General features: G+C 44.6%; 5 protein-coding genes. All 5 read right to left on the reverse strand.

Going from position 1 to position 5113, the window contains the following annotated elements; genetic code table 11:
- The coding region (locus Q0257_RS02655) for an NADH-quinone oxidoreductase subunit C (protein WP_298021230.1) at positions 1–1096 on the reverse strand (1096 nt) is incomplete at its 3' end.
- Between the two features lie 2 nt (positions 1097–1098).
- A complete protein-coding gene (locus Q0257_RS02660) occupies positions 1099–2580 on the reverse strand; it encodes a hydrogenase 4 subunit F (protein ID WP_298021233.1) in 1482 nt (493 codons plus the stop codon).
- Between the two features lie 2 nt (positions 2581–2582).
- Positions 2583–3227 carry a hydrogenase 4 membrane subunit gene (gene hyfE, locus Q0257_RS02665; protein ID WP_297916762.1) on the reverse strand — a complete coding sequence of 215 codons (645 nt, stop codon included), beginning with the start codon at positions 3225–3227 and terminating at the stop codon, positions 2583–2585.
- Between the two features lies 1 nt (position 3228).
- On the reverse strand, positions 3229–4158 hold the full coding sequence (locus Q0257_RS02670) for an NADH-quinone oxidoreductase subunit H (protein WP_297901004.1): 930 nt from the start codon (positions 4156–4158) through the stop codon (positions 3229–3231).
- 10 nt (positions 4159–4168) lie between these two features.
- Positions 4169–5113 (reverse strand): proton-conducting transporter membrane subunit (locus tag Q0257_RS02675; RefSeq protein WP_298021236.1); only part of this gene is annotated, 945 nt, incomplete at its 5' end.

The raw sequence follows: 5113 nt of genomic DNA on the forward strand, positions 1-5113 counted from the left end.
AAATTTCAGAAATTTGAACGTCGAGCTTATTGATGATCTCGATACCCTTGCGAATTTCATTATCGGTCATATCGCGGCGAAGACCACCCATAATGACGTTGCCGTAGGTCTTACGACCGCCGGTTACGAGCTGAGCTAACTCCATGGAGTACTCGCGCACCCTAAAGATATGCATGAAGGCGTTGTAGTTACCCGTTACCTCGCAGGCTAGACCGATATTTAAAAGATGGCTGTGAAGACGCTCGATCTCAAGGCAGATGACGCGGATAGCTTGCGCACGAAGCGGAATTTCAAGCTTGATGGCTTTCTCTGCTGCTTCAATACACGCAATCGCGTGAGCGTAGCCGCAAATTCCGCAGACGCGCTCTGCTAAATAGCCCATCTGATCGTAATTCATTCGGTTTTCAGCTAGCTTCTCCATACCGCGGTGTTGATAAAACAAGCGGTAGTCCGCATCAATAATCTCATCGCCGTCGCAAAATAGTCTAAAGTGTCCCGGCTCATCGCTCGTTACGTGAAGAGGTCCAAGCGGAACATCCACTACGCCATCACCGCTAGGAAATAAAAACTCTGCATTAGGTTCGTCTTTATGATCTACAGGATCAGGCCTATAGCGGTAGTCCATCGCGTCTTTGCGAAGCGGATGAAGTCCATCCGGCCAATCATCGCTTAACACCAAACGGCGTTTATCAGGCAAGCCCTCAGCGATTAAACCAAACATATCGAAAGCTTCTCTTTCGTACCATACGCAAGCAGGCACTAAAGGAGTAACCGACGGGAATGTAGGATCCGATCCGGGAATTAGCGTCCTAACGGTGATGAAGCATTTATCCTCTGCGGCGAAATCCTCCGCTTCGGTCATTTTGCCACCTTCCATAGATATCGCATAGTAAAGCGCGAAATTTCCGTTTAGCTCGCGCTCATCGTTAGGGATCATCGTGCTGATAAAACCGCCGATGTCATAATACAGCGTCTTAACCGCAAGCGGCAGATCATTTCTATCCACTAAAACGGTGATTTGATCCTCGGCTTGGCGGGTAACTTCTAAGACCTTGACTTTGGTCTTTAAAATTTCTATAAATTTATCGCCTCTCATTTTTAACCTCTCATCATTATTCTAACGCCGTTTTCGACGAGCATCCAAAAATCACCTACGTGCCATACGCCGAAAATTATCACTAAAGCGCAAAGCAAGATTAGCGGTAAATTCTCAAACAAGCTCATCTCTTTAGCATAAACCACTTCACCTTTAGGCGTACCGAAGCTCGCTAGATTAAAGTGCGCGAAGTCCGCGATGAAAATAATTACGAGCGCGATCGCAAATAATGCTACAGCTATGTATTGACCGCTGGCTATCGCGCCTTTGAAAACGTTAAATTCGCTTACAAAGATCGCAAACGCAGGAACACCTACGAGCGAGCAGACCGCAGCACCAAACATTATCGTAGTAAGCGGAGCGATTTTTACCATACCGCCCATTCTAGACATATCTTTGTGACCGTAAATTCTAGCGATATTACCGGTAGAGCAGAATGCAAGAGCCTTGGTAAAGCTGTGAGCTAAGCAGTGAAAGATCGCGGCAAGCAAGCCAAAATATCCGCCGATGCCTAGCGCAAATGCAATAACACCCATATGAACGACCGAGTGGTAAGCAAACATCCTCTTTACGTCGTGCTGACGAACAAGGAAAATTCCTGCTATAAATAGCGTGATCGTACCGGAAATTAACATCACGGATTGAACAAAGTCAAAGCCTACAGCTTGAGCTGTAATAGCGTAATATCTAAATATCGCTAGCATCGCACATTTTAAAAGCACACCCGAAAGTAGTGCTGAAATAGGAGCCGGACCTTCTGCGTGAACGTCAGGAAGCCAAGTGTGAGTAGGAGCAAGTCCTGCTTTGGTTCCAAAGCCTATTAGAGCGAATATAAAGATAAGCTTAGCAGCATCGCCGTTTAAATTTTTGGCATTATCCATAATGCTCGTCCAAAGCATCGAAGCCTCGCCGTCGCCTGTGATTTTGAATGTAGCCGCATATAGTAAAACGGTAGCATAAAGCGCGAATGCTAAACCGATCGAGCAGATAACGATATATTTGTAACCGCTCTCGGTGGATTTTTTATCTTTGTGAATAGCGACCAAAAATACCGATGCTAACGTAGTAGCCTCTACCGCAGCCCACATAAACGCAACGTTGTTACAGATCACGCTAAGCGTCATCGTAAAAACGAAAACGTGGCAGAGCGCGTAGTATTTTCTAAGATCGCTAAGATCCAAATGACCGCCCTGTATCTCCCACTTCATATAGGTGGTGGAGTATAAATTTACCAAAAAGCCCGTTACGGCGATTAGCACTAAAAATACGCAACCTAGGCTATCTAGGAATAGGAATTTATCGTATGCGTAAAACGCCTCGGCATTGCCGCTGATAAGCTTGCCTACGTTACAGAGTAGCCCTGCAGATGTAACTGCAGAAATCAAAACGTGTAGCGAGCTTAGGAGCTTGAAATTCTTAGGGCATAAGAATAATATCAGCGCTCCGAGCAACGGAAAAATTAATATAAAAGCTAAACTATTCATCATTAACCCCTTAAATTCGAAGCTTTAGACGTATCAAGCCCGTCATAAGCTTTGTAAAATCTAACCGCCAAAATGCTCATAATAATAACCGCAAAGATTGCATCGGTTAAAATTCCAAGCTCGACTAGCTCGTGAGAGTTGTAAGCCATAAGTGCAAGGCTTAGGTGGATGCCGTTTTCAAAGAGGCAGTAGGCTAGAATTTGCTTGATGAAAGAATTTCTTAGCATGAAGCCGAAAATTCCCATCATAAATACGGTTACCGCCGCTATTAGAACGATTCTTTCTTGAATAAGAGAGAATTTAAGCAAGATCGGATTGATTGTCATCGCAATCGCTAGCGAAAATCCCATCGCAATAACGGGGCTTACGAAAAAGCCGCCTACCGGCTCATCCTCGCTGATCACATCCAGCTTTTTAACTAGCCAAAATAAAATTCCCGGCACGAAAATAACCTTCGTAAAAAACGCCACTATCGCCCAAATTCTAAGCTGTGGCGCATTGAAGTTAGAATACAGCATAAAAAATATGCTTACCAAAAGTAGCGTCTGAATCGCGTAAATTCCGATCGAAAGCTTTAAATTTCTAAGTCCGAATACCGCGAGTGACGTTACAATCATACAAATTGCTAAAATATCGATACTATTCATCTTAAAATCCTACTACGTAAAGCGTTAATGCCGCAAAAGCAATGGCAAGAGCGCCGCATGAAATTTTGCGCATGCTCGAAGTCATTCTGAAGCGTGGTCCAAAGTTGTCGATGAAAACGGCTGCTACGTAAAATACGCCAGTTTTTAGCACAAAGATTATGATTGCCAAAAACGGATTGCTAAAATTCCACGGCTCAAATATCGTTAGGAATAATCCGATCATCGCAAATTGCTTCAAAATAAGCGCCGCTTGCACTAAGCCCAAATCGCTACCTGCATATTCGCCCAAAAGTCCTTCTTGAAGCTCTTGCTCGGCTTCGGCAAGATCAAATGGCTTTCTGCCGGTCTCGACATACATACACCATAAAAACGCAATCGAAGCGACAGCAAAGCTTGGAATTTGATAGCCGATCTGACCGCTGCGTACCATCTGCTGGATCTCAACTAAATTTGAAGTTCCTGCAGCCATCATTACTACGATTAGGCACATCATCATCACAGGTTCGACAAAAACGGCAAGCATCTGCTCACGTCCACCGCCGGTTGCCGCAAAAGGGTTACCGCTATCTATCGAAGCCGCACCGAATACGAAGCGCAAAAGCGCACCTAGATATAGGATAACGAAAATATCCGAATACGCTCCGAAAAGAGTATCTTTGCTGTATGTAATAGGAATAGCCGCCAAAATCGCTGCCGAAGTAGCGAAAAGGAAAAACGGCGCCCACCTAAATACCCAGTGGCTGCACGCAGGAACGGTTCTGCCGCGCTTAAAAAGCTTAATAATATCGCGGTAAGTCTGGAAAAAATCGCTTCCTTGTTTCGACTGAAGTTTGGCTCGAAGTTTTCTAGCCATACCGTCGAAGAGTGGAGCGACTAGGACGATAACCGCGACTTGAAATATCATTAAAAATATAGTTTGTATAGTCTGCATCTTAAACCTCCTAGATCAAGAAATATCCGACGCCCAGTATCGCGCAAAGATAGATTAGGATGTAAAGCGTATATAAATTTGCATAGCCGCTTTGAATAATTCCTATCTTATCGGCGACCTTCTTACTCCAATCGATTACCGGTTGATAAATTATCGTCCACCAAATGTCTTGTGGGTGGTTGTGATACTCGATCGGTCCGAAGTAGCCGTTTTGCTCTATTCTGCGTTTATGACCTCTAAATAACCAGTCCATAATCTTTCTTAAATCGCCGGTAAAAGGACTGCCGGTCATCTGCATGCGAGGGCTATATTTAAAGCCGCACGCCCAAGGATCTGTCTCGCGAGGTTTGTCGCGATTTGCTTTCATAACCGCTAGGATGATAAACGGAAGCAGCATTGTAGAACACAAAATCACTGCAATAAGAGGAGTTGAAACGATACTTCCCAAAGGCGAAGTGATTGACGAAGCGCCTAGGCTTGCGACATACCCACTATTGGAAGTAATAGAATTTACCGCTTGCATGATGTAATCAACTATGAAGTGTGCGCCTACACCAAATCCCACGCAGCCTATCATCAGTATGATCATTCCTAAAACCATTCCTAGAGGGCTTTCTTTTGCATTTTCCCAAATTTTTTCATCCCTTGGGGTTCCTGCAAAGATTACCGCATAAAGCTTAAGGTGCATACCAACCAAAACGCCGGTAAGTGCAAGAGCGACCACTGCTAAAGAGAAGGCGTATCTAATGAAAATTCCGCTTTCCTTAGCACCTTGAAGCATTCCTTGATAGGTAAACCACTCTGAAACGAAGCCATTTACCGGAGGAAGCGCTGCGATACCCATGATACCGATAAACATACCGACGGCAGTTAGAGGCATTTTTTTAGCTAGTCCTCCTAGCACGTCCATATTCTGCGTATGAGTAGCGTGGATTACAGAGCCTGCACATAAGAA

Origin of the sequence: uncultured Campylobacter sp. (assembly GCF_938018035.1) — a bacterium.
In the GTDB taxonomy this organism is placed as follows: domain Bacteria; phylum Campylobacterota; class Campylobacteria; order Campylobacterales; family Campylobacteraceae; genus Campylobacter_B.

Excerpts from the sequence above, each read along its gene's own strand:
- Q0257_RS02660 (WP_298021233.1), bottom strand. The coding sequence starts at position 2,580 with ATGAATAGTTTAGCTTTTATATTAATTTTTCCGTTGCTCGGAGCGCTG.
- Q0257_RS02670 (WP_297901004.1), bottom strand. The coding sequence starts at position 4,158 with ATGCAGACTATACAAACTATATTTTTAATGATATTTCAAGTCGCGGTT.
- hyfE (WP_297916762.1), bottom strand. The coding sequence starts at position 3,227 with ATGAATAGTATCGATATTTTAGCAATTTGTATGATTGTAACGTCACTC.